General features: G+C 40.8%; 24 protein-coding genes and 1 tRNA gene. 18 read left to right on the top strand and 7 right to left on the bottom strand.

Annotation, left to right across the window (positions count from 1 at the left end):
- Nucleotide 1 precedes the first annotated feature (1 nt).
- The 7 genes from IKL48_06865 to IKL48_06835 all read right to left on the bottom strand — a co-directional run bounded on the left by IKL48_06865 (nt 2) and on the right by IKL48_06835 (nt 8,713).
- Entirely contained in the window at nt 2–1,165 is a 1,164-nt protein-coding gene (locus IKL48_06865) for a tyrosine--tRNA ligase (GenBank protein ID MBR3604368.1), read from the bottom strand.
- Between the two features lie 6 nt (nt 1,166–1,171).
- On the bottom strand, nt 1,172–1,738 hold the full coding sequence (locus IKL48_06860) for a DUF805 domain-containing protein (GenBank protein MBR3604367.1): 567 nt from the start codon (nt 1,736–1,738) through the stop codon (nt 1,172–1,174).
- Between the two features lie 91 nt (nt 1,739–1,829).
- Nucleotides 1,830–3,797, bottom strand: a complete 1,968-nt coding sequence (priA, locus tag IKL48_06855; GenBank protein ID MBR3604366.1) for a primosomal protein N' — start codon at nt 3,795–3,797, stop codon at nt 1,830–1,832.
- Nucleotides 3,798–3,805: 8 nt separating this feature from the next.
- The gene (locus IKL48_06850) at nt 3,806–4,732 is read right to left on the bottom strand and encodes a uracil-DNA glycosylase (GenBank protein ID MBR3604365.1); all 927 of its coding nucleotides are present in this window, start codon (nt 4,730–4,732) and stop codon (nt 3,806–3,808) included.
- A 2-nt stretch (nt 4,733–4,734) separates the two neighbouring features.
- Nucleotides 4,735–5,034: a hypothetical protein gene (locus tag IKL48_06845; protein ID MBR3604364.1), complete on the bottom strand. Its 300-nt coding sequence runs from the start codon at nt 5,032–5,034 to the stop codon at nt 4,735–4,737.
- A 12-nt stretch (nt 5,035–5,046) separates the two neighbouring features.
- On the bottom strand, nt 5,047–5,646 hold the full coding sequence (gmk, locus tag IKL48_06840) for a guanylate kinase (protein MBR3604363.1): 600 nt from the start codon (nt 5,644–5,646) through the stop codon (nt 5,047–5,049).
- 343 nt (nt 5,647–5,989) lie between these two features.
- The gene (locus IKL48_06835) at nt 5,990–8,713 is read right to left on the bottom strand and encodes a pyruvate, phosphate dikinase (protein ID MBR3604362.1); all 2,724 of its coding nucleotides are present in this window, start codon (nt 8,711–8,713) and stop codon (nt 5,990–5,992) included.
- Nucleotides 8,714–9,071: 358 nt separating this feature from the next.
- On the opposite strand from IKL48_06835, the gene IKL48_06830 reads away from it, so the two are divergent.
- The 18 genes from IKL48_06830 to IKL48_06745 all read left to right on the top strand — a co-directional run bounded on the left by IKL48_06830 (nt 9,072) and on the right by IKL48_06745 (nt 24,566).
- Entirely contained in the window at nt 9,072–9,242 is a 171-nt protein-coding gene (locus IKL48_06830) for a hypothetical protein (protein ID MBR3604361.1), read from the top strand.
- 442 nt (nt 9,243–9,684) lie between these two features.
- A complete protein-coding gene (gene rpsO, locus IKL48_06825; GenBank protein ID MBR3604360.1) occupies nt 9,685–9,954 on the top strand; it encodes a 30S ribosomal protein S15 in 270 nt (89 codons plus the stop codon).
- Between the two features lie 5 nt (nt 9,955–9,959).
- Nucleotides 9,960–12,071, top strand: a complete 2,112-nt coding sequence (pnp, locus tag IKL48_06820) for a polyribonucleotide nucleotidyltransferase (protein MBR3604359.1) — start codon at nt 9,960–9,962, stop codon at nt 12,069–12,071.
- A 100-nt stretch (nt 12,072–12,171) separates the two neighbouring features.
- Nucleotides 12,172–13,698, top strand: a complete 1,527-nt coding sequence (locus tag IKL48_06815; GenBank protein MBR3604358.1) for a hypothetical protein — start codon at nt 12,172–12,174, stop codon at nt 13,696–13,698.
- Between the two features lie 126 nt (nt 13,699–13,824).
- Nucleotides 13,825–14,628 carry a hypothetical protein gene (locus IKL48_06810; protein ID MBR3604357.1) on the top strand — a complete coding sequence of 268 codons (804 nt, stop codon included), beginning with the start codon at nt 13,825–13,827 and terminating at the stop codon, nt 14,626–14,628.
- 253 nt (nt 14,629–14,881) lie between these two features.
- Nucleotides 14,882–16,114 (top strand): trypsin-like peptidase domain-containing protein, encoded by a 1,233-nt coding sequence (locus tag IKL48_06805; GenBank protein ID MBR3604356.1) that lies wholly within the window; start codon nt 14,882–14,884, stop codon nt 16,112–16,114.
- A gap of 99 nt (nt 16,115–16,213) precedes the next feature.
- The gene (locus tag IKL48_06800; GenBank protein ID MBR3604355.1) at nt 16,214–16,714 is read left to right on the top strand and encodes a hypothetical protein; all 501 of its coding nucleotides are present in this window, start codon (nt 16,214–16,216) and stop codon (nt 16,712–16,714) included.
- 2 nt (nt 16,715–16,716) lie between these two features.
- Nucleotides 16,717–16,953, top strand: coding sequence for a hypothetical protein (locus IKL48_06795; GenBank protein ID MBR3604354.1), 237 nt, complete (start codon nt 16,717–16,719; stop codon nt 16,951–16,953).
- 80 nt (nt 16,954–17,033) lie between these two features.
- Nucleotides 17,034–19,355: a DNA translocase FtsK 4TM domain-containing protein gene (locus tag IKL48_06790; GenBank protein ID MBR3604353.1), complete on the top strand. Its 2,322-nt coding sequence runs from the start codon at nt 17,034–17,036 to the stop codon at nt 19,353–19,355.
- Nucleotides 19,336–19,977 (top strand): outer membrane lipoprotein carrier protein LolA, encoded by a 642-nt coding sequence (locus IKL48_06785; protein MBR3604352.1) that lies wholly within the window; start codon nt 19,336–19,338, stop codon nt 19,975–19,977. The genes IKL48_06790 and IKL48_06785 overlap by 20 nt, the downstream gene beginning before the upstream one ends.
- A gap of 1 nt (nt 19,978) precedes the next feature.
- Nucleotides 19,979–20,599, top strand: coding sequence for a CDP-diacylglycerol--glycerol-3-phosphate 3-phosphatidyltransferase (gene pgsA / locus IKL48_06780; GenBank protein MBR3604351.1), 621 nt, complete (start codon nt 19,979–19,981; stop codon nt 20,597–20,599).
- The gene (locus IKL48_06775) at nt 20,587–21,078 is read left to right on the top strand and encodes a phosphatidylglycerophosphatase A (protein MBR3604350.1); all 492 of its coding nucleotides are present in this window, start codon (nt 20,587–20,589) and stop codon (nt 21,076–21,078) included. The genes pgsA and IKL48_06775 overlap by 13 nt, the downstream gene beginning before the upstream one ends.
- 67 nt (nt 21,079–21,145) lie before the next feature.
- Nucleotides 21,146–21,784, top strand: a complete 639-nt coding sequence (locus IKL48_06770) for a MotA/TolQ/ExbB proton channel family protein (protein ID MBR3604349.1) — start codon at nt 21,146–21,148, stop codon at nt 21,782–21,784.
- Between the two features lie 6 nt (nt 21,785–21,790).
- Nucleotides 21,791–22,192, top strand: coding sequence for a biopolymer transporter ExbD (locus IKL48_06765; GenBank protein MBR3604348.1), 402 nt, complete (start codon nt 21,791–21,793; stop codon nt 22,190–22,192).
- The gene (locus tag IKL48_06760) at nt 22,192–22,824 is read left to right on the top strand and encodes a TonB C-terminal domain-containing protein (GenBank protein MBR3604347.1); all 633 of its coding nucleotides are present in this window, start codon (nt 22,192–22,194) and stop codon (nt 22,822–22,824) included. The genes IKL48_06765 and IKL48_06760 overlap by 1 nt, the downstream gene beginning before the upstream one ends.
- 119 nt (nt 22,825–22,943) lie before the next feature.
- A complete protein-coding gene (locus IKL48_06755; GenBank protein ID MBR3604346.1) occupies nt 22,944–23,447 on the top strand; it encodes a hypothetical protein in 504 nt (167 codons plus the stop codon).
- Entirely contained in the window at nt 23,444–24,400 is a 957-nt protein-coding gene (locus tag IKL48_06750) for an NAD-dependent epimerase/dehydratase family protein (protein ID MBR3604345.1), read from the top strand. The genes IKL48_06755 and IKL48_06750 overlap by 4 nt, the downstream gene beginning before the upstream one ends.
- 75 nt (nt 24,401–24,475) lie before the next feature.
- Nucleotides 24,476–24,566, top strand: a tRNA-Ser gene (locus tag IKL48_06745).
- Nucleotides 24,567–24,690 lie beyond the last annotated feature (124 nt).

Raw genomic sequence — 24,690 nt, 5'->3', positions numbered from 1 at the left:
CTTAATGAGAGAGTTTAAAGAAAGATCTTTTACCTACTTGCAAGACATCACCGTCTTTGAAGGAGAGGGGGGTATCTTGTAGAAGTTTTTCACCATTTAAGCGAACGGCCCCCTGCTCAATTAAAGCCCGGGCTTTATTTTTGCTTTGAGCAGCACCGGCTTGGAACAAAACAGCAGAAAGCATCGCTGCATCTTGCGGTTTGAGAACGGGCATGTCATCAGGATTTTCTTTTTTAGAAAATACCTTTTCAAAATTTTCACGCGCTGCCAAAGCCGCTTCTTTTCCATGAAAACGCTGAGTTAATAAACCGGCTAATTGTTTTTTGGCTTCCATCGGGTGTAAGGTTTTTACGGTTGCCAAATCTTCAGATGTTAACAGTTCATAATAACTTAACATCAATTCATCAGAAACTGACATTAACTTACCGAACATATCGTTGGGGGCGTCATTTAAACCGACATAGTTTCCATAAGATTTAGACATCTTTTTCACTCCGTCCGTACCTACTAACAACGGAACGGTAATAGCCACTTGCGGTTCTTGACCGTTTTGTTTTTGTAATTGACGGCCGACGAGTAAGTTGAAAATTTGGTCCGTCCCGCCAAGTTCCACATCGGCCTTTAAAGCGACGGAATCTTGACCTTGAAACAGGCTGTATAATACTTCCAACATGCTGATAGGACTTCCGGCAGCCATACGTTTTTTAAAGTCATCTCTTTCCAATACTTGAGCAACCGTCACTTTTTGTAAGGTTTGCAACAATTCTTTCCCACTGACAAAAGGGTCTAACCATTCACTGTTAAAACGAATTTCAGTTTTTTGCGGATCTAAAACTTTGAAGGCTTGGTCCGTATAGGTTTTGGCATTTTCTAAAATTTGTTCTCTGCCCAATACCGGACGGGTTGAGTCTCTGCCGGAGGGATCCCCTACTGCGGCGGTAAAATCCCCAATTACTAGCACCGCTGTATGACCTAAGTCCTGAAAGCGACGAAGCAAAGAAAGAGCCACACTGTGTCCCAAATGCAAATCGGCGCTGGTAGGGTCACAGCCAAGTTTAACTTTTAGTTTTTTACCACTTTCTAACTTTTTTTGTAGTCCTTCAACATTTACGATGTCTACACAACCGCGTGTTAAAAAAGAAATTTGTTCTTCAATCGTCATAATTATCCTCTAAAAATATTTATTATTTAATGTTTGATTTTTTAAATCTTTTTGTATTTGTAATTCTTTTTTTACAGCAGGAAATTGGCTTGCTTTTTCCGGGAAATATTTAGCCAAAGCAGTCAATAGAAAAAGCAATACTACAGGAAACAGCAATATCGAAAGAGACGAGATAATATTTACTGAAAAATACGTGGGAGAGTAAGGTTGGGGATTTTTATTTTTACCGGCCGGCAGCACCCATAATAACAAGATGAGTATTTGGCCCAAAAAAGGTATGAAAGAAGCAATTAAAAAAACAAACGCAAGAAAAGACGGCCAACCGATGTTGCGCAATCTTCTGGCAGAAACAAAAAGAAAACCAATTACACCCAATATGAATAGAAAAAATACCAAAACATTAATGATGGAAGAAAAAGAAGGAATTTCGAACAAAAACGTTAACACTTTATTAAGAACGGTTAAAGCAATTGCTAATCCTATAGGACCCAATAAACAAATACAACTCATACCGATCATTTCTTTTCGGCCAGCTTCTCCATTCCAAGAAAAAACCCTATTGATATATTTTTTCATTTTTGTCTCCTCCATTAAAGTAGATCTTATTCTATTTTACCATATACGCGCGTAGGGAAAAATTTATAATTTCAAATCTATGTCTTTTTCCTTAATAGAAATCATACGGATCTGCTACTAATTTAAAATCAGTTTGTTTAGAGGGGTTTAATCGGTCCAACACGCTGATCAGTGCTTCATATTGTGAGGGGTTGGTTTTAAATAAAAGATATTGTTTTTTTAGCACATCTGTTTTTTTACCGGTACGAACAGGCCCCAATGTTTCGCAAACCAAAGGTGCAGCCTCGCTCATAAGGCGGGCGGTCTCGGCTTTTAATAAGGTTGGATCCTTGCTTTTAATTAACACTTTCACGAGTTTGATAAAAGGTGGGTAAACGAAACTCTCCCTTGCCAACATTTCCTCTTGCGCGCAGGTATCGTATCCTTCTGAAAGTGCCTCAAACGGATAAATATCTGCAGAAGAACTTTGAATAATCAAACGACCATTGTGGCGTGTAGATAAAAGGTTTTTAAGTTTAAATAATAACTGCCCAAATTTTTCTGATGAGCGGAAATCCGGACTGTCCAACTCCAAGTCTGCATCTGCCACAGCCGCCAATGTGATACGAGAAGACAAAGCTACTTCTAAAGCCTGTCGCGTACCCACAACAACATCCGCCTGACCTTTATCTAGCATAGCAGTAGCCAAATGCCCCTGATCATCCTTCTTTTTCAAGGTATCGGAATCCAAGCGCAACACACGCATCGTCGGGAAAAGTTTGTTCAGTTCGGAAACGATTTTTTGAGTTCCGCCACCGCGTGACCTAAAAATTTTATTTTGACATTTCGGGCAGGTTTGATTTAAATCATACTTTTTACCGCATTTCTTACAAATTAAGTAATCTTCCCCAATGGCAGATTTTTCCCACGCCAAAATCGCACCGCATCCTTGACATTTGGCATAAGTACCGCAATTTAAACAATAGTAGGCGTTGGAATATCCACGACGGTTTAAAATAATCAAAGAGGCTTTTTTCTGCTCCAAATTCTCACTTAATTCTTGGATTAGAAAGTCCGAAAGTAAGCAAGATTTATCGCCTTTTTTAGGAGTGATTTTCCATTGAAAAGAAGCATCTTTCTCTGCAAAGACTTTGTGGAAAGAAAAATGTTCCGTCTCTTTTTGCTGTTGGCAATAGAGCATATCTAAAGAAGGGGTATCAGAACAAGCAATAAAGAGAGATTCATGCTGTTTCGCTCGGAAATTAAGTAAATCTCTCAAATGAAAATAAGGTTTATTTTCTTCTTGCTTGTAATTATCATTTTCTTCTTCCAACATAACAGCCAAACGAAGATTTTTAAAAGGCAACAAGCCTCCGGATCGTGCGGAAACAATTAAACAAGGCAGGCCATTGGACACACGTGAGAAAATTTTTTTCTTTTGGCTTAGCAGCATACGACTGTGCCAACAAAAAACATATTCTTTTCCAAATCTTTTTTCCAATATTTCAGCGAAGTTTTTAGCTGATATTACGTCAGGCAAAGTAAGCAAAGCCTGTCCAAAACCTCTCAATACTTCTTCTACCAATGTTAAAATCACTTCCGTTTTGCCACTTTTAAAAGGACCTGATAATAATGCGCTATGATAACCGTTATTTAAATAAGAAGATAGTTGTTTCAGAGTCTTTTTTTGTTCATCGGTAAAAGAAAAGGGAGCAGATAAAAACTTCATTTCTGCCAAAGATTCTGGTTGATTCACTTTGAAAAATGCTTGGGGGGGAACCAATGCAAATAAAATTTGCCCGATAGGGCCACCCCATGTTTTTTTCATAAACTGTGCCAAAGAAAACAAATCCGAACCAAAAACGGGTTTCTCATCTAAAACACAAGCAATTTCTTTCATCAATATATTATCAGGCAAAGAAGTAGTGTCGGAAACGGCGGTAATCAGTCCGGTCGTTAACATGCGTCCAAAAGGAGCGCTCACGCGTACACCGGCTTTTACTTTGCTTTCCAATTCGGCAGGTACCAAATAGTCAAAATCTCTATCTAAGGGAACATCAAAAACAACTTTACAAAACATAATCGGCCCTATTGCGGACGTTTCAGTCCCATCTCTGCCATAACCATTTGCAAATCCGCCCAAGCATCTTTCTTCCAATTCGGATTGCGCAGCAAAGCAGCAGGGTGATAAGTGGCGATAATTTTGACAGGTTTTTTTAGTTCTACACTGTCTAAGTGTAAGGTGTGAAATTTACCGCGTAATGCCCCCAGAGAGTTCGTATCGCTAATCAATGCTTTAGCGGCCACGCTTCCCAAAGCCACTACATACTTAGGAGAGATCGCAGCAATTTGCCTTTCAATAAATTTGCGACAAACGGCTATTTCGCCGGCATTGGGTGCGCGGTCATTACCATGCGCTTGCGGATTTTCCGGATTTACCATCGGGTGACACTTAGCAATATTGGCAATAAACACATCTTCTCTCTTAAGACCCATAGCCGCTATCATTTTATCGAGCAATTGCCCCGCCCGTCCAATAAACGGACGTCCTTTGTGGTCTTCATCAAAACCAGGCCCTTCTCCAATAAACATTAAGGCGGCATTCGGCTTCCCTTCTCCCGGCACTGCATTCAAGCGCGCAGAACCCAATGGGCAACGTCTACAAGCCTTTATTTCTTCGGCAATTTGGTCTAAAATTTTTTGCTTTTCTGCAGCAGTCATGGAAGAAGACTCCTTACTTGAAGTAGATAAATCAGAAACGGGTTCAACTGCCGCAGGCGTGCTCTGAGAAGCAACAGCTGCCGCAGAAGAAGTGGTAGATGGTGCAGATTTCTTGGCAACTCTGGCAAATTCAATAGTTAAATGAGGTTGAGATTCTGCAGTAGTAGGTGCGGCTTTAGGCTCAGATACGTGCGCGGCGGCCTGAGAAAAGGCCGCCGGCGTCAAATCGTCTTCTTGCCGAGTGGAGAGGAATTGTTTGAATTCCGCTGCCAAAGCACGCACGCTATCTTTCATGATTATAATCTCATGGGTTCTTTGGCTTTGCGTTCAGCCTCTCTGCGGGCTTCTTCTTGAGCTTTGAGTTCAGCTTCCAAATTTTGGCGGCTGATTTCCAAAACGGCATCTTTGCTCATTTTGCCAGATAAAATATCATCTAAAGCTACTTTGATGACCACAGCATGAGGTTGATTTTTATATTCAGCTTGTTTTTTAAGTTCTTTTGCCCAGATGGAGGCCAATACTACCACGTCGTAGCGATCTCCGTCAAAGTTCATAAGTTCGGACTCAAACTTCTTTTCAATTTTATTGTTAGCCATTTCTTGCTCCCTCTAAATAACTTTGGATTGTTTTAAATCTTTTAAATTTCGAACGGTTTTGAGTTGTTCCGCTTTAATGATAGCAAAAGTATCAGCTACCGCTTTTTTCAAGTCGTCATTTAAGACAACATAATCATAATGCGCAATCTCTTTTAACTCTTTTTTAGCCGTTTTTAAACGTACTTCAACGTTCTGTGTGTTATCTTTACGAGAAGCTATGCGCTCCTTTAACACTTCTAAACTGGGGGGTAAAATAAAAATTTTAACCGCCTGAGGATACTTAGCCGATACGGTTTTAGCGCCTTGCACATCTATTACCAATACCGGACAAAGCCCCTGCTTCACCAGTCCGTCTACAGATTTTTTGGGGATACCATAGTAATTTACATGTACTTTGGCCCACTCCAACATCTGTCCCTTTTCTACAGCAGTAAGAAATTGTTTTTCCGTCCAAAAATGGTAGTCTTTTCCATTTTTTTCTCCCGTACGCGGAGCACGCGTCGTAGCCGTCACAACGCGAGAAAGCGTCTTGTCTTTTTTTAACAAACGCTCCACCACAGTAGTCTTACCGCCACCGGAAGGAGATGAAATAATAATGGGAAAAGGCTTCATTTGTATATTTTAGTAAATATTTAAAGCGTGGTAAATACCCCTTTTCATTATTAAATCACTTAAAAGGTTCCTCTTGAATTTGTGACAAAAATACTAAAAGCAGAAAGTAATGCTCTGTCATATCGGCCGGTTTCTGTAGCGGAAGATTTTTTTATGGAAGGCAATCCTCATGGAAAAAAATAAAAGAAAAAATCAAAAAAGCGCTCCGCCCACAACTCCCCAAAACAGAAGCGCCATTAAATCTTTTACCTTTTTCATCAGGCATCACGTCTCCAAACAAATTTATTATTTAAAATACAAAAAACCCCTTGCATCAGCAAGGGGTTTTGGGATTTAAAACAACTTATTTTTTCTTAGCCAATACGTCTTTAGCAGCAGCTTGAGCAGCAGCCAAACGGGCTATAGGTACGCGGAAGGCAGAGCAGGAAACATAGCTAAAACCTTCACGATGGCAGAATTCCACACTTTCGGGGTCACCGCCATGTTCACCACAGATACCTACTTTGAGATTCGGTTTCTGTTCGCGGCCTTCAGTGACGGCATGTTGAATGAGCATACCTACACCGCGTTGATCCAAGGTTTGGAACGGATCGGCTTCTAAGATGCCTTGTTTCAAATATTCAGGCAAGAAGGATCCAATATCATCGCGGGAGAAACCAAAGGTCATTTGGGTCAAGTCGTTCGTACCGAAGGAGAAGAAGTCGGCTTCGCCGGCTACTTCATAAGCGAGTACCGCCGCACGCGGGATTTCAATCATGGTGCCGACTGAGTAGTTTAATTTTTTTACTTTCGTTTTGGCTACCACTTCTTCATATACGCGGCGAATAATGGCTTTTTGTTTTACGATTTCGTTTACATCACAAGTTAACGGAATCATCACTTCCGGTACAGCCTTTACACCTTCTTTAATCAATTCGGCAGCAGCTTCAAAGATAGCGCGAGACTGCATTTCGGTAATTTCCGGATAGGTGACACCCAAGCGGATACCGCGGTGACCCATCATCGGGTTTACTTCATGCAAGCCGGCGGCACGTTCTTGGAACGTGGGCATAGAAATCTTTAAGGCTTTAGCCAATTCTTGTTGTTTAGCAGACAAGGTCGGCACGAATTCATGCAAGGGAGGATCCATCAAACGAATGGTGACACTGTACGGAGCCATCGCTTTAATGGTTTCCTTGATGGATTTTTTCATGAACGGGAAAAGCTCTTTAACGGCGGCTTTGCGTTCTTCTTCACTGCCGGCCAAAATCATTTTGCGCAAGATGAACAACGGGGCTTCGGAGTTTTTGCCATAGAACATATGTTCGATACGGAATAAACCGATACCTTCCGCACCGAATTTGCGGGCATTGGCAGCATCTTCAGCAGTGTCGGCATTGGCGCGAACTTTCATGGTGCGGATAGAGTCAGCCAATTTGAGGAAAGCGGCCAAGTTTTTGTTTCCTTCACCGGCTTCCAACATTTTCAAAGCACCGTCATATACCCAACCGCGGGTACCATTTAAGGTAATGCTATCACCTTGTTTATAGGTCTTACCACCCATCTTAACGGTTTTCTTAGCAGTATCTAATTCTAATTCGCTGCAACCTACGATACAGCATTTACCCCAGCCGCGAGCCACTAAGGCAGCGTGAGAGGTCATACCGCCGCGTTGGGTCAAAATACCGGCAGCAGCGCGCATACCTTCAATATCTTCAGGGTTGGTTTCTTCGCGGATTAAAATGGCATTTTTGCCTTGAGATTGCAATTTAATGGCATCGTCAGAATTGAAAACGATTACACCGCAAGCACCACCAGGGCCGGCCGGCAAACCTTTGGCCACCGGTTTGGCATTGGCTTCGGCTTTAGGATCAATGGCAGGGAGCAACAATTCGCCCAATTGAGCCGGCGTCACACGCAAAACAGCCGTTTCTTTATTGATAAGGCGTTCTTTAAGCATGTCTAAGGCCATTTGCACAGCAGCGGTACCGTTGCGCTTGCCTACGCGGCATTGCAACATCCACAAGGTGCCGTTTTCAATGGTAAATTCAATATCCAACATATCGCGGAAGTGTTTTTCCAAGCGTTTTTGGATAGCATCAAGTTCTTTGTATGCTTTCGGCATGGTCTTGTCTAAGGTAGGCAAGTGGGCAGAGTGAGCATTAGAAGACCATTTGTTCATCGGAGAAGGGGTGCGGATACCGGCCACCACGTCTTCACCTTGAGCATTGATTAAATATTCTCCGTAGAAATGGCTGTCACCATTACCGGGGTTGCGGGTAAAGGCTACGCCGGTAGCACTGTTTTCACCCATATTACCGAATACCATCGTTTGCACGTTTACGGCAGTACCCCAATCGTGCGGAATGTTTTCAATGTTGCGATAGGCAATGGCGCGTTTACCGTTCCAAGAGGCAAATACGGCACCAATGGCACCCCACAATTGTTCATTCGGATTGTCGGGAAATTCTTTGCCCAATACTTTTTTAACCGTTTTCTTAAATTCTACGCATAATTTTTTGAGTTCTTCGGCCGGAATGGCGGTATCATCGGTGACGCCGAGTTTCTTTTTCAAGTCACCTAATTTGCCATCTAAAATTTTGCGAATGCCTTCGCCGTCTTTGGGCTCAATACCGGCGGCTTTTTCCATTACTACGTCGGAGTACATCATAATTAAGCGGCGGTATGCATCATAAACAAAGCGTTCATCACCGGTTTTGGCAATCATACCCGGAATAGTTTTTTCGGTCAAACCAATGTTCAAAATGGTTTCCATCATACCCGGCATGGAAGCACGAGCGCCGGAGCGAACGGAGACCAAGAGGGGGTTTTTTTCGGAACCGAATTCTTTTTTGGTAATTTTTTCAACTTTTTTGAGGTTGGCTTCTACATCAGCTTTTAAGGTTTTGGGATAGGATTTTTTGTTATTCCAGTAGTAGGTACAAACTTCGGTGGTAATCGTAAATCCGGGAGGGACGGGGAGTTTTAATTGGCCTGCCATTTCGGCTAAGTTGGCCCCTTTACCACCCAACAATTCTTTCATTTTACCGTTTCCGTCAGCTTTACCGCCGCCGAAAGCGTACACCATTTTCGTTGCCGCAGATTTTACAACTTTTTTTGCGGTCTTTTTTGCAGTTTTCTTTACCATGTTTTTCTTTTCTCCATAAATATATAGCGTGCGGGACGACGACAGCCACCCCGTAAAACAGGTTTTGCACTCTCATATTGTATTATATTTCCTATTTAAAATAAAGTCTTTTTCTTCTTTAGGTCCAATGGCCCAAAAATCATCTGGGTCCTACCTGTTTTTTTATGGGCCTTATTACATATTTTTTATTAGGCCCAAAAAATATCTCCGTTTGGGTCTAATGACCCTGTTGTTAAAAAGATAGAAAAGTTAGGATATGGTATAACGAAAACGAGTTTGAAAAAAGTGGGGTGCAAATATGGAAAAGTTCTTTTTAACACGCAAGATACAAATCACAAAGAAAAAACGTTTGGAGCGGGAAATTTCTTGGGTGAAACATGAATTTCAAGATTTCAGAACGTTAAGTGATATAGAACTATATAATACAGAGCGTTATGCCGCTGTATGTTTGGGAGCCATTTTTAGTTAATTTTATCCTTCATATCTCCTCCTAAAAGTTATGCCTGCCGAATATAAACGGCAGGCATTTTTGCATAAATTTATTGTTCTGTGTACATTCATTATGGTAAGATAAATCTAGACAGAAAAACGATCTTTGCAGAAATTCTTGATTTTTAAAAGGCCATTTCCATTGCAGATTTCACACTGTCTCAAACCTATCCTTTACAAGCAGATTATTGAAAGCAGAAATGCAGAGAATGCTTGCTTTATCTGTGGCCTTGTAGTTTAAACTTTCAAACTCTTTCCTTTCTGTATAATAATTCTACCCCTACAAGGGGTATTTTTTTGTATAATAAATCTGTAGTGTTGTAAAAATATTAAAAAAGGAGAAGGTTGGACTTCGGCTCGGCGTGACCTAAGGTGATGGTACGCTTGGTCGTTATTAGTCTTCAACCTAAGTGTAAAATAAGATGGTACTTTCTTTACAAGACAGAAAAGATATTATTGGTAAATTTCAAAGCAAACCCGGCGATACCGGTTCTGCTGCTGTGCAAATTGCTTTGATTACCGAACGCATCAGCTACATTTCTAACCACCTCAAATCCAATCCGAAAGACTTTGCCGGTGAACGCGGCTTAAACAAATTGGTTGGACAACGCAAACGCTTGCTCGCTTACTTGAAAAAATCTGACTTCGAAAAATATCAGCAAGTGACCAAAGAACTCAAATTGAGGAAATAATTTAAATGGAAAATTTTAACCATAATTTTGACATCCACTCCGTAGAAGTGGAAGTCGGCGGTCAGACAATTACCTTGCAAACCGGTTTAATTGCCAGACAGTCTGACGGTGCTATTATGGCCACTTTGGGTGATACTAAAGTATTAGCCACCGCCGTCAGTACCAAAGAGCAAAAACCCGGCTTGTCTGATTTCATGCCTTTGACCGTAAATTACAAAGAACGCACTTATGCTGCCGGCAAAATTCCGGGTGGATTTTTCAAACGTGAAGGCCGCGCCAGCAAAAAAGAAACTCTTTGTTCTCGTATTATTGACCGCACCTTACGCCCGATTTTCCCCGAAGGTTTTGCTTGCGAAACCAACGTCACGGCTATGGTGCTTTCTTACGAAGAAGAACGCGGTGCCGATATTTTAAGCGTACTCGCTTCTTCCGCTGCCCTTGTGGTATCTTCTATTCCGTTTAACGAGCCCGTAGCCGCTGTGCGCATTGGCCGCGTAAACGGTGAGTACATCGTCAACCCTACCAAAGCCCAAGAAGAAGCAGGCGATATGGATTTAGTCATCGCCGGTTCTGCTCAAGGTCTTTTGATGGTAGAAGGCGGTGCTAAAGAAGTAGAAGAAGAAGCCATCATCAAAGCAATGGAAGTGGCAAAACCGGAAATTGACAAACTTTGCGCCGTACAGCTCAAATTGCGTGAATTGGCCGGAAAGCCCAAATTTGCCTACACCGTAGAAAAATTGCCGCAAGAAGTGGCTGATTTGGCTAACGGCAAATTCCGCGAAGAAGCCAAAAAGATCTTACATGCTTTTGCTGACAAACAAACCCGCGATTTGCAGGTTGCTCAGCTCAAAGCCTCTTTCACTGAAGAATTGACCGCTAACTATGGCGATAATGCTGCTACCTATGCTGCCTTTGCCTTAGAAAACATTATGTATGAAGAATCCCGCAATATGGTTCTTCATGAAAATGTACGTGTAGACGGCCGCAAACCGGACGAAATTCGTCCTTTAAGTTCTATGGTAGGTCTCTTGCCTCGTGTTCATGGTTCTGCCTTGTTTACACGTGGTCAAACCCAATCTTTAGCCGTTGCCACGTTGGGAACACCTGACGATCAACAAATGGTGGAAGGCTTGGATGAAACCAGCTATGAACGCTTTATGTTGCATTACAACTTCCCCGGTTTTGCCACAGGTGAGTGCAAACCGGACCGCAGTCCCGGTCGCCGCGAAATCGGTCATGGTGAGTTAGCTCGCAGAGCGTTATTGCCGTTGATCCCCAGCGAGGCTGAGTTCCCGTACACCATTCGCGTGGTGTCTGACATCATGGAATCTAACGGTTCCTCCTCTATGGCCAGCGTATGCGGTGGTTCTTTATCCTTGTTTGATGCCGGCGTGCCGATGAAAGCGGCCTGCTCCGGTATTGCAATGGGTGCCATCTCTGGTGACGGAAAATTTGTCGTATTGTCCGATATTATGGGCTTAGAAGACCACTTGGGCGATATGGATTTCAAATTAACCGGTTCCCGTCAGGGTATTACGGCCTTCCAAATGGACGTAAAACTTAAAACGGGTATTCCTTTGGACATCTTGCGTCAAGCTATCGCTCAAGCTACGCGCGGCCGCTTGCATATCATGGACCATATGGAAAAAACCATTGCCGAACCGAACAAAAATGTATCCCGCTTTGCTCCGGTAATTTTCAAAATGAGAATTCCGGTAGACAAAATCGGTATGTTAATCGGACCCGGTGGCAAAAACATCAAACGTATTACCGAATCTACGGATACCAAAATTGATATCCAAGAAGACGGCACTGTCACCATTGCTGCCGGAAACGGTGATAAATTGGACCAAGCCAAAGCCGAAATCGAAATGATTACTGCCGAAGCCGAAGTAGGAAAGGTCTACAAAGGCAAAGTGGTATCCATTCAACCGTTTGGCGCGTTTGTGGAAATTTTACCGGGAAAAGATGGTTTGTTGCATATTTCTGAAATTGAAAAACACCGCATCAACAAAGTGGAAGATGTATTGCACATGGGTGATGAAGTGGAAGTCAAATGTATTGAAATTGACAACAACGGTAAAGTTCGCCTTTCCAGAAAGGCCTTGTTGAAATAATTCTTTTCAACTTAATTACAAAACCCCTAGTTCTAGGACTAGGGGTTTTTTGTTATAATAGAGGTATTGAAATACCTTAAATCAGTTGTATACTTCATATATGACAAAAAAGATCTACGCCCTTTTTCTTTTTCTTCTGAGTGCGTTGCCGTTGATGGCGGGCGCACCATGGGGGATTGTGCATGATTTCAAACCGGAATCGTCCCCATTAAAAAAAATAATCTCCCAAGAAACGATTTATTATTATTTGATGGGGGAAGACGTTTTCACCTCGCAGGAACATATTGCCTATCCTAGCATTGTTTCTCAAGCCATTAATTCCTGGTTTTCCTATAGCGCTCAACAAATTAAAAATGCAGGGCGGGAGGAAGAATTTGCCGATATTTTACCGTTGCTAAATAAACCCGTAAAAATAGACAAAACTTCTGATCAAGGCAAGTCTGATGTGCAACTGCTTTTTACTTCGCCAGACAGTATTGCTGAAGAATGCGGAAGTGGGTCTTTGGGTTGTATTATCTTTAATGCATGGATTTTGGCTCCTGAATTAGAGCAAAACGAAGAAACAAATGAAAACAATTATAATACTATCTTGGGCATTTTGACGCATGAAATAGGCCACTGGTATGGGATGGCAGACCAATATTATCAAGGAGCCGAGGACAATGCTTCTGTGCTACATTCTACTTCCGATAGAATTGGTAAAGAAATGGGAATTATGGATACAGGTAAAGATTTGGCTTGTGATGATGTGGACGGCTTTATTAATTTAATAGATTATACGCTGGCACAAACAAACGGTTCTTATAGCGGAAGAGCCAAAAGAGGTTGGAGAAGTTTCTGTGATAACACTCTGTACAAAAATGCTAAAGTAGTTAATCGCGATCCTTATATGATCGGAAATAGAAGATATGACTATACTGCACAAGGAGATTTAAAAAGCACTCAATACAAACATCCTTTTTTGCATGAAAATATTGAGATCAATTCCCAGATAAAAAAAGGATATTGGCAATTAAAAACACCAGAAGATGAAGAATGGGATATTTCTCAAGAGAAAAATGGCCTTAAGTTTATAAGTGGGCCGTATAAGATATTTGCGAACCGACAAGAAGAGGAAGATGGAAAAGTGATATGGGATTTCCCTTATCAAGACAGAATGGCGTCTGTAGAATTGTCGGAAAATCTATGCAAAGTCGCCCTGCCTCTTGCGCCTAATTTCTCTGTAGAAGTGTTATTTAATAATCAAAGAAGCCCATTGAGTACTACTACATACTTTGCAACCATCAATCCGCTGGAGCCTTCTGACGAGGCGCTTGTTTTGACAAGTAAAGTTGGGACATTGCAAGCTCAGCGTACTTCAGATAAACCCTTTTCGGATCAAGGGATCTGCTCCTTGCAGTATCAATGGAAACTGATTTTGATGCTTAAAGGGGGGCAACTGACCTTTTTGGATTCTCCGCAGATGAGCTTTTTAATACAAAAAAGCAGAATGTCCGAAAATGATGTTATTGAGGATTCAAAAGCACTGTGCAACCAGATGCAAACGATAGAAAATGAAAATAAAGAGTTAATCTTTCAAACTTCCAGAGCTTGCCACTTTTTCAGTGAAATGGAAAAACTCATCTAACATTTAAATCCTCCCAAAACGGGGGGATTTTTTAGGTCCCATAACAAAATAGGTCTTTTGGCCCTTGTCAGAAAAAATTAATTTTTAATAAAATTGTTTTGTTGTTTTAATTAAGGAGAAAAAAAGATGAAAAAAATAGTTGTTTTCCTGCTATTATCTGTATCTGTTTCTGCAGGGGCTTTTTCTTTAGAAGAGAAATTGGCTAACTTGGAAAGAAACTTCATTCCGCAGATACAAACCGAAGAAAAACTTGTTGAATTTAAAACAGAACCGTTTGTTAACTTAGACGGAGTTGTAAAAGACAAACAAGTCCGCAAACAAATCTTAAGCAAACTGGCCGAAAAACACGCTCACGCGGTTGCCGTATTTAATATCGGTACTATGTATGATTTGTCTGTCACTTCCACCGAACTTCGCAATGAGCACTTTCTGTCTTACTATTTCCATGTGTCTTATCCCTCTCATCGTAGTGCGGCTACCAATTATTATTATCAGGTAGACTTGTATCGTCGTGGGGAGACTTATGAATTAAGAGACGTCAAACTCTTGCACCAAAAAACAACTTCTGTTGGTTCTACACAAAGCATCTTTAAATATGGCAAAGCCATCATGAAAGAAGAAAGAGATTTATTTAAAAAGTTGCAAGAACAATTAGATGAATCCTATCCTTTTGGTAATGCCTCAAAAACTTTCTTGCAGCCGTTATTGCAATTACATTCTTTACATCAAATTCAACTCATTGATTCTATTGAATTGCTTGACTTTGTTGCTCCGAAAGAACTTACTGAGGGAGTAATGCATATTGCAAATGTAAAAATAATCTTAGATAATGGTCAATCTCCGATCTATCAATTTGCCTTGCAACATGCTGGTGTCACCAAATCCGGTGTTCATACGTTTTCTGCCCCTATTTTAAGAAAGATCCAATAAGAACACCCTTTTATAAAAAAACACGGGTTTAACCCCGTGTTTTTTTATGTTTATGAGAAGAAAAAATAGATAGTTCGTATTTTGTACTTATAAATAAGTTAAAATCTAGTTTATGAAGAAACTTTTCCCTTATTTATTTCTATTTTAGTTTACTTGTATAACCTTTTTACAAGGTTGTAGTTATCGGGGTATTATTCGACACGACATCTATAAAAACCATAAAGATTATCCAGAAAAAATTCAGGCCCGCGTGATGATCGTTTCTGATAAGTTTTATGAAAAAACGATTTATTTGGATAATGACCACATTTATACATTTCAAGTTAATGACGGCTTGCCGATAGCCGTAGCCGATGCCTTAGCCACGCTTTTTACGGAAGTGGAAGTAAACGAATTTAAATACCGCCAAAATTATGATTATGTGGTAGAAATAGATTATGAGTCTATGGTGGATATGGGGTTTGCAAAATATAGACGAAAAGGTGTACTGTCGGCTGATTATACTTTCAGCCCCGTTTTAGCTACCCGATTACAACTAACGGTACGTAATCCGCACACCGAGTATGCCGTTGCGCGATATGCCTCCCAGTCAGCAACATTATTGCCCACCTACCGTTCAGATCCGGCACTGTTGTTAAGCAATATTATGTCCATTGTAAGTTTTGGGGTATTATTGCCGTTGGATATACAAATATATGGCGGAAAGGTAAGAAATAAAATTGAGGAAACATTACACAATTGTTTGGCTAAAGAAATCATGCCAGCCATGAAAGAAGACCGCGTTAACTTTACCAAACAACACGAAACCGAAAAAACAAATATTCGCATAGACGGAAAATTTATCCCGTTCATGCAGGCAACCGTATTTATTCAAAATTCACAAGGTCTTGGATCCGGCTTCTTAATCAGTTCAGACGGCTATATTATTACCAATCGCCACGTAGTGGGCAAAGACCGAGATGTGGCCGTAGTCCTCTATGAAGAACGAAAATTAATGGATAAAACTCGTCCGTTGCAAGAAATGGATAATAAATCTATTGGCAACAAAGTTCGTTTTGCCAAAGTGTTAAAAACCAACAAACAACGAGATTTGGCTCTGCTAAAAATAGAGGGGGAAAACTTTCCTTATTTAGAATTGGAAACTGACCGCAACCAATACCTCACCGGTCAAAAAGTGGTTGCCATCGGGGCACCTTTTGGCATAGAGTGGAGTGTTTCGGAAGGGATTATCGGAGCAGTGCGAGATGACAACGGACGTGATGTACTACAAACTGATGCCGCCATTAATTCCGGCAATAGTGGAGGGCCTCTTATTTCTTTGGAAAGCGGAAAAGTGCTAGGCGTAAATACTTACGGAAAAAGGGCCCAATCTCTAGATGATATAGGCGACAATATTGCCTTTGCCATTTCCTCTTTTGAAGTGGAAAGAACATTAGAAATAATGCAATTTGAAACACCCGATTCCAAATCTGTTTCCATTGATTAATATTGATAAGGTTTACCCAAACTTTTTCAAATTATGTAGAATATATAAGATGCTGATAAGGCCGTTTGTGGCCTGACTTTAAATGAGGGTATTTTCTTTATGAAAAAAACTGCAAAAAAAGCTGCACCTAAAAATTCCACTTCCCCTAAAACAGCGGCGAAAGAATCCCCAATTTTGAAAGATGTTAAACAGTTGTACTCCTTTATGCAGGATAACAATATTGACACCATTGAGTATGATCAAAATGGTCTCTACCTGCGTTTAGTAAAATCTAAACCTGCCGTTGTACCCGTACCGGTGGCGACGGGCGTTGTAAGCACTGCTGGCGGTGCGGCTGCCGCTGTGGCGCAAGAGCAGTATAAAGAAACTATTAAAGCGCCTTTAATGGGTATCTTCTTTCGCGGTTCCTCTCCCAGTGCTCCTCCGTTTGTAAAAGAAGGTGCAGAAGTTAAGAAAGGAGAAGTCATCTGCTTGATTGAAGCCATGAAGGTTTTCAATGAAGTACGTGCCGATTTTAATTGTGTAATTCAAAAAGTATTGGTAGAAAACGGAAAACCCATCAAACAGGGTGATGCGTTATTTGCCATTGAAAGGATTTAATTATGACCCCTCTACAAGAAAACATTCAAGCTACTTGTGGTCGTATGTTGGAATATCTACAGGATAAAAAAGAGGCTTCTTCTTGGCAGCTCAAGTTGGCTTTGCATTTATCTAGTTCTGTGCTTTATATGTCTTTGGGCGTACTTTTAAATCAGGGAAAAATCCGCCTTGAAGCAGACGGAATCAATTACAAAGTATCCCTCCCTCAGCCGGATATCGAACAACAACCGCAATTTTAATTTAAAGCCCCGTTTATGCGGGGCTTTTTTATACTAAATTCGCTTTTATTTACGTGCTAAAAGTGCTAAAATGTATTTATATGGCAAACTACTATTACGCACGTAAAAAATCCAAGAAAAAAACGCAAAAAAAACAATCTTCCGTCCATTGGTTGGCTTCAGCCTTGTATATTTTGGGCTTTGCCATTGATGCATGGTTGTTTGCCATGTTATGGTTTGGGCGCACTAAAGGCACAATCGGCGAAATGATTTACAGTTGGTTTTATCAGGTTTTTGGGCAAAGTGCCCCACTGATTCCTTTGTTTCTGACCTATTGGTTGGTGCGCAGTCTCGTCAAAAAAACAACTGCCTTCTTTTTCTTTTTAATGGGTTCATTAATTACCCTTTCGGCCTTTTCTGCCGTCCTTACCATGCTCAAACTTATTTTCACCGATTCCCAGATTACCGGTGGCGCAATAGGGGAAAAACTTTTCTATTGCTTTGCTGATTTTACCGGACCGATAGGTGCCTCTTTATTCTCTTTGGCCATTTTATTGGTGGGGCTACATATGTTGGTGGCTATTCCTTGGAAAACCATTCTCCAAAAAACGGTTGAGTTTTTACGTGATGACTTTCAAGGTTGGATGGATGCGCGCGCAGAATTGAAAGAAAAAGTAAAAGAAGCCAATGAAGAAATGAAAAAGGAAACAACTTCTAAAAAAGCATCTACCGATACTGTGGAAGAATCTGAACCGGAAGAAGAACCGACTAAACTTAAAATTTATCGTCCAGCTACTCAGGTTAAAGCACCCGTAGCCGGCATGGTGAAAGAATTGCCGCGTACGACGCAAACCAAAGCCAAAAAAGAACCGGAAGCCTCAAAAGAAGAACCCGAAACAACCGAAGTAAAACCCTTTAATCCGGCTACTTTTCAATTGCCCTCTTTGGATTTATTAACAGATCCCGTCAACAACGGTGTAGTGGGGCCTACCGACGAAGAAATCAAAGAATCTACCAAACGTTTAGAACAAACTTTAAAAGATTTTGAAGTGGGCGCACATGTGACGGGGGTTTCTCCCGGTCCGGTAGTGACCCGTTATGAAATCAAACCTGATTCGGGCGTATCTATTTCTGCCATTGCTTCTTTGGCCAAAGATATTCAAGCCAATATGGAGGCTCGCTCTGTACGTGTAGAAGCACCCATTCCGGGCAAAAATGCCGTCGGGTTTGAAATTCCAAATGCGCGCCCCGTTATGGTGACGATGAAAGAGATTTTGCAATCCCCCGTTTATGCCGCCTCAAAAGCGGTACTTCCTATTGCCTTAGGTCGCTATGCAGACGGAAACCCTGCGGGTTCTGTAGCTGAAAAATGGCCTCATATTTTAATTGCCGGTGCCACTAACAGCGGTAAATCTATTTGTCTGCATACTATCATCATGTCTTTGTTGTTTAAACACAAGCCCGATGAAGTAAAATTTCTGATGATTGACCCCAAACGTGTAGAATTAACATTATACGAAGGAATTCCTCATCTCTATGACCCCAAGACGTCTTGTGATGATGTATCTGTCATCACCGATGCCAATGCGGCAGTAAAATCGCTGCAAATGTTAGTGAAAGTTATGGAAAAACGCCTCAATATTATGCAACTTGCTAAGGTAAAAAATATTGAAGGCTACAATCAGTGGGCTAAAGAACACAACGAAGAAAAGATGTTTTACATCTTTGTCATTATTGATGAAATGGCAGACTTAATGTTGCAAACCAAAGCCTCTATTGAGGATTCTGTACAACGTTTAGCACAAATGGGGCGCGCTCTTGGCATTCACTTAATTTTATGCACGCAGCGTCCGTCTGTCAAAGTAATTACGGGTAATATCAAGGCCAACTGTCCTTCTCGTATTGCTTTGCAGGTAGCGTCCGGCATTGACTCAAAAGTTATTTTAGATGCGATGGGCGCGGAAAACTTATTGGGTAAAGGGGACATGCTTTATCAAAGCACTTCTGACAAAGACCCTCTGCGTATACAAGGTGCCTATGTAAGCGAAAGCGAAATTACAGCGGTGGCCGACTTCTTGCGCAGTCAAGGCGGGCCAGACTATCCGGTGCAAATCATGGCAGACCACTCTATGGTGCGCCCTCAAGACGGATTAGGCACTTCACCTGAGGAATTATTGCAGGCTTTGACATTAATCATGGAACGAAGACGTGTTTCTCAAGACTTGCTAAAAGCCAATTTCGGTTCTTCCGCCCGCGCTACCAACATTTTAAGTGTATTGGAAATGAAAGGATTTATCACCAAACCCGAAGGGTCCAACCGTTGGGAAATTCATTACGACTTAATTGAAGCACAAATACAATCCCTTCAAAACAAAGATACCGACAAATATCAGGAGCCTGAATATGAAACGGTTTATAAATAGTTTATTATTGATAATATGTTCTACGGCTTTGCTTTGGGCAAACGAGGCGGAAAAACCCTCTCAACCGCAGAACAAAAAAGATTATATTTCTTGCTTTACTCAGTGGGATAATAAATTGCACACTTTACAAACGCATTTTATCCAAACGACTGAATTTGACGGCTTACTCATCAGCCGCTCGGAAGGGGAACTGTCTTATCAAAAAGACGGCTCTAAGTTGCGTTTGGATAATTTAGACGGTGAACATATTACCCAAACGGCATTAACGGATAAAAAGAAAATTTGGATTTTAGATGATAAAGAAAAGGAAATATCTTCTTTATCATGGCAAGAATGGAGTGCCGGCCAGCCTAACAAAGCCTTATTTGATTTTGGTAATTATACGGCCCTTATTGCCAACCATAATGCTACTGTTTTAGAATATAAGCAAGACACCGTTTTGTTAAAATTAACACCTAAATCTGAACAAGAAAATTATACGCTTTATGTGGCTATCAAACAGAGCGATTGTTTTCCTACGGACATACGGATTGTTTCAGACTTAATGAAAACGTCTGCGGTACTTTCTGATACGCAGATTAATACCAAACTAAACGAAGGTTTATTTAAGAGGATTAAATAATATGATGACATTAGCCAATAAAATTACGCTTACGCGTGCAGCCTTGTCTATAGTGATGTTTGTGTTTATTTTACTGCCTTTTGCGTGGGCTCGTTTGACGGCCACGCTTATTTTTATTGTAGCAGCTAGTACAGATTGGGTAGATGGAAAAATTGCCCGAGAGACCAACACCATTACTCCTTTTGGGGCTATTGTAGATCCTTTTGTAGATAAAATTTTAGTAGCGGCAGCCTTATTTGCCTTTGTAGGAATTAAAGAGTTAGATGTACCTATTTGGGCTGTATTTTTTATTCTTTTGCGTGAGTTAATGATTTCTACGTTGCGCGTTATAGCGGCTTTGGAAGGCAAAGTAATGGCTGCAGAAAGATGGGGAAAATTTAAAACGGTCATTCAAATGGTAGCGGTAGGTACTATCTTTTTTGTATTAGACCTATATCACTTTTCTCACCTCTTAAAAGGTAATGCGCAAATTGTTTGCCAAATTGCTTTTGGTACCTTGCGCCAGATTCCCTATGCTATTACGGCTATTGCCGCCGTCATTACATGGATTAGCGCCATTTCTTATTTAAAAAATAATTGGGAATTACTCAAAAAATCTTGGAGTTTACCGTGCAAAAAATAATCAATGCCTTAGCCACCGGCTTTTTTATCAGCTATTTGCCGGCGCTTGTTATTCCCTTTAAAAAAAATACCGGTGCCGGATTTTTAGGAACTGCGTTATCTGTACCTTTTGTATTGCTCTTTCCACATAATTGCATTTTATATTTGGCGGTATTAGCGGTTTTTTGGATTTTTTGTATTTGGATTTGTCAAAAAGCAAAGTTGGGCGGTACGTTTAAAGGGCATGATAATCCAAAAATTGTTATTGATGAAGCAGCAGGATATTTTACGGCAATGATCTTTTTGCCGCGTACATGGGGTTATTTGTTAGCCGCCTTTGTATTATTTCGCACCTTTGATACCTTAAAACCTTGGCCTGTTAAATACTTTGACCGTATGCCCAATGCTTTTGGAGTTGTTTTTGATGATGTTTCCGCCGGATTGCTGGCTAATCTCGTTTTACAAATTTTTGTAATGCTTTCCCGCGCAGGTATTTTTTAGTATATGCGTTTGCATTCTTAGCGAATGCCGATTTTAAAAGACTTCACAATATTAAGGAGATACTGACATGGACTTTTCCAACATGAGCAATTTGCGCGAATTATTCGCAGCAGGAGGACCGGTATTAATAGTTTTATTATTACTGTCCGTTTATTCTTTATCCGTCATCTTAGAACGTTTCTTTAACTTTAGAAAAAACATCGGTATTTCCCGTAAACTCATTAATTACTGCCGTCATCCGTTGCATTCTTCTAACCTTGAAAAAGTGAAAGATGCCTGTAGAAAAGAAATAACCAAAAATACGCCTGCGGCCCAAGTTATTATGGCTTTGATTACCCAAATAGATCTTCCCAAAAGCGAACTCAAAGAAATTGCCGCCTCCACCATTGATTGGGAAATAACAAAACTTCAACGCAAACTGACTGTATTAGGTACTTTGGGAAGTATTACCCCGTTTATCGGTTTGTTCGGTACGGTTATTGGGGTAATGCATGCCTTTAAAGATTTAGCCGGGGCCACTGCAGCTACGGGGGGTGCTTCCGTAGTAGCAGCCGGTATTGCCGAAGCCTTGATTAATACGGCTGCCGGTTTGTTTGTGGCTATTCCGGCGGTTATCGCTTACAACTATTTCTTGTCCAAAACTAATTATTTTGCCAAAGAATTAGAAAATATAGCAGACGAAATCATTTTTCAACGTCGCGGGTAATAGAATATGGCTCATAAACAAAGAACCGTCATGGCCGAAATTAATATGGTGCCTTTTATAGACATCACCTTGATTTTGTTGATTATTTTTATGGTCATGAGTCCCATGTTGGTACAAATGCAAATGAACGTGGATTTGCCTAAGTCTAACGCGGTCAACACCACCGCTGAAGATGATGTGATCCGCATTGAAGTACAAAAAAATGGCATAATCCGCATTGAAAACCGCAATTATACGCTTGCTAATTTAGAAAAAGAATTAATTTTGCGTATGGGCAAAGCCAACAAAAAAACCATCATGGTAGAGGCCGACAAAAACGTGCCGATACAGACGGTGGTAGATGTATTTGACATTGCCAAAAAATTGGGTGCCGCCAAGTTAGGAATTGGGGTGCTGTCTAAGAACTAATGAATCGTTATTTTGTACTTTCTTGCTTATTGCATTTATCGCTTGCGTTGCTTATTGTGGTGTTGTTGGCTCCTACAACTAAAAAAGCCAAGACTACCTACACCATTGATTTTATAGGCAGCGGAAAAGTGATGTCTATGCAAGCAACGGCTAAACCGGCTGCTGCAGAGCAAGCCGACGCCCCCAAAAAGGCAGAACCCAAAAAAGAAGTAGCACAGGCCCCCGCCAAAAAAGCCGAAACCACCAAAAAGGCAGATAAAAAAGCCTATCAATCCAAAAGTGAAATTTCTACTAAAAAACAAACTAAGAAAAAGGCTACTCCCGCCCCTGCACCGCTGGAAGCACCAAGTATTTTAGATGAAGTAGATGATACTGCCAAAAAAGAGAGTACGTCTTCAGCCACTACCGCTAACCGAAGCGGTGGTGAAGGAGAGTTTGAGGGGGGGAATATTCAAACTGATTTTGCCACTTTCCCATATCCTTGGTATATTACACAAGTGCGTAATAATTTATGGAGTCAGTGGGAAAAACGCCGTCCTGTTGGTGTCACGTTGGGTACTTTGGTATCTTTTGCCATTGCCAGAGACGGAAAAATTAAAGATTTAAAAATAGAAAAATCTTCGGAGAGATGACAGTTTTGATTTTGCAGCAAAATCGGCTGTTATTAATGCGGGACCTTTCCCGCCGCTTCCTATGTTGTATGAAAAAGATGAACTTACCGTGACGGTAGAGTTTAAACAGGAGAAATAATATGAATGGATGGGCTAAATTCTTTTTATTGTTTGTATGTTGTATTTTTACCTTAATTTTATGGCCTCAATACAACAGAGAAAGTTTGCAGTTTATGGCATTGTTAGCCGTACTATGGACATGTATTATTCTTTTGATTTCCATTGTCGGCAATATTTTTGCTCTATATAAATTTGAATTTTTAAACCGTCTTATCAGTTTAACATTCTTGGTTGCTTTAGTGGCCTCATTAATTTATTACTTCCCATTAGAAAACAACCAAACTCCTTTCCAACGCATGCAAAATAATGTTTGGCCCACGATTGCCGATGCAAAAGCTGGGATAAAGCGCCTTACTTTTAATTTTGATTTCGTACGCAGAAATGTAAAAAACGACGCTAACTACATTAATCAACAAATGGAAAAAGCCTCCTCTCAAAAGAAAAAAATCCAAAAAGCGGTAGAAAAAACACAAGATGTGCTGGATATTATTGTTGAGCAGGCCGATGAGGAAAATCTCCAATGAAAAAAACAATTTTAGTGACTGGCGGCAATGGATTTATTGGTAAAAAATTGACGGATGCTTTATTGCAAGCCGGATATAAAGTGAAGGTAGTTTCCCGACGTGCTCCTACCAAACAACCGGCTAATCCGGATATTTCTGTCGTACAAGCCGATTATCAGAATGTGGATTCTTTAATAAATGCCATGAAAGGCTGCAGCGGGGTATTTCATTTGGCAGCGGCCATCTTTGGATTTAAATTTGAAGATTTTGAAAGAGCAAACACCATTGCCACACAAAATATGGTGAAAGCCGCCAACCAAACTGAAGGTTTGGAACGTTTTGTTTATGTATCAAGTTTAGCAGCCAGCGGATATGCCGACAGTGCAGACCATCCCCGTACGGAGGCCGATATTCCCAACCCATGCTCGGACTATGGCATTACCAAGTTGGGAGGGGAAAAGGCCGTTAAAACATTAAAAGAATCTATTTCTTGGACGATTGTGCGCCCTCCCATTGTGTACGGGAGAAATGATTCCGGCGTTTCCAAAATTGCTTCTTGGGTACGCAGAGGGCTGATGGTAAACACTTCCGGAAAAGGTTTATTTAGTTTTGTATATGTAGAAGATTTAGTCAAAGCCTTAGTCATGCTTACGCATCTACAAGGTACAAATAAAGAAACTTTTTTCATTAGCGAAGAGACCACCTATTTATGGCCTGTATTTATCGAAAAAATGGCCTCTGCTATGGGCGTGCGTAAGCCGTTTATGCCCAATGCCCCGTTATGGTTGCTAAAATTGGCTGCCAGCATTTACTCTCTTACGGCCCGTCTGAGCGGGGCTCAACCTGCGTTGAATTATGACAAAGTAAAGGAAGCCGTTATCGACGGTCATTGGATTTGCTCCAGCCAAAAATGGCGTCAATTGAGTAAACAAGAATTTACCTCTTTAGATGAAGGGCTTAAAAAAAGTTTTTAACTGTTTGATATAAAAAATAACAAAAGTTTTTCATTATTTGTTATAATATTTATGTCGTAATTATAAACCTTTTTTGGAGAGGTGGCCGAGAGGCTGAAGGCAGCGGTTTGCTAAACCGCCATACAGGTTAATTCCTGTATCGAGGGTTCAAATCCCTCCCTCTCCGTTTTACTTCTGAAGCCCTTTTTATGAAGAGAGGGGCTTTTTTTATTGTTGTTCTTCGTCGTGAAATCTGCTAAATTTTAAAAATCTAAATAAAATCCGATTAAGAAAAAACAACCCCACCTGTG

The organism is Elusimicrobiaceae bacterium, assembly GCA_017520185.1.
Taxonomy (GTDB): domain Bacteria; phylum Elusimicrobiota; class Elusimicrobia; order Elusimicrobiales; family Elusimicrobiaceae; genus Avelusimicrobium.
Note: the sequence above shows the minus strand (reverse complement) of the source record. Positions and strands in the feature narration are given on the sequence as shown.